1 protein-coding gene is annotated in these 1,007 nt (G+C 65.8%); it reads left to right on the top strand.

Annotated elements, in window-relative coordinates; all coding sequences use genetic code 11:
* Positions 1-9 precede the first annotated feature (9 nt).
* Positions 10-1,007: dTDP-glucose 4,6-dehydratase (gene rfbB / locus DW024_RS04175; protein ID WP_118377047.1), on the top strand; the 998-nt coding region annotated here is incomplete at its 3' end.

The raw sequence follows: 1,007 nt of genomic DNA, 5'->3' as shown, positions 1-1,007 counted from the left end.
GATAGAAACATGTCTGAAGAGCTCTTCGAACCGAAGAACATCATCGTCACGGGCGGCTGCGGCTTCATCGGCAGCAACTTCGTGCACTACGTGGTCGACAACCACCCGGGCGTACATGTCACCGTCCTGGACAAGCTGACCTACGCCGGCAACCCCGAGAACATCGCCGGGCTGCCCTCCGACCGCGTGGAGCTCGTCGTGGGCGACATCTGCGACGCCGCGCTGCTCGATAAGATCGTGCCGGGCCACGACGCGATCGTGCACTACGCCGCCGAGAGCCACAACGACAACTCCATCGCCGACCCGGAGCCCTTCCTGCGCACCAACGTCGAGGGCACCTTCCGCCTGCTGGAGGCCGTCCGCAAATACGGCGTCCGCTACCACCACGTCTCCACCGACGAAGTCTACGGCGACCTGGCGCTCGACGACCCGGCGAAGTTCACCGAGGAGACTCCCTATAAGCCCTCGAGCCCCTACAGCTCGACCAAGGCGTCCTCCGACATGCTCGTGCGCGCCTGGACCCGCACCTACGGGCTTCGCACCACGATCTCCAACTGCTCCAACAACTACGGCCCCTACCAGCACGTGGAGAAGTTCATCCCCAGGCAGATCACCAACATCATCGACGGCGTGCGCCCCAAGCTCTACGGCCGCGGCGAGAACGTCCGCGACTGGATCCACACGGAGGACCACTCCAGCGCCGTCTGGGACATCCTCACCAAGGGCCGCACGGGGGAGACCTACCTCATCGGCGCCGACGGCGAGAAGAACAACATCACGGTCCTGCGCATGATCCTGGAGGCGATGGGACGCGACCCCGAGGACTTCGACTGGGTCGCCGACCGCCCCGGCCACGACCGCCGCTACGCCATCGACTCCACCAAGCTCCAGCGCGAGCTCGGCTGGAGGCCGGCGCACACCGACTTCGCCGAGGGGCTCAAGGCCACCATCGACTGGTATGTCGAGAACGAGTCCTGGTGGCGCCCGGCCAAGGAGGCCACCGAGGC

The sequence above is a fragment of the Collinsella sp. AF37-9 genome (genome assembly GCF_003475115.1).
Classification (GTDB): Bacteria; Actinomycetota; Coriobacteriia; order Coriobacteriales; family Coriobacteriaceae; genus Collinsella.
The sequence above is the reverse complement of the archived record's forward strand: the minus strand, read 5'-3'. Positions and strand labels throughout refer to the sequence as shown.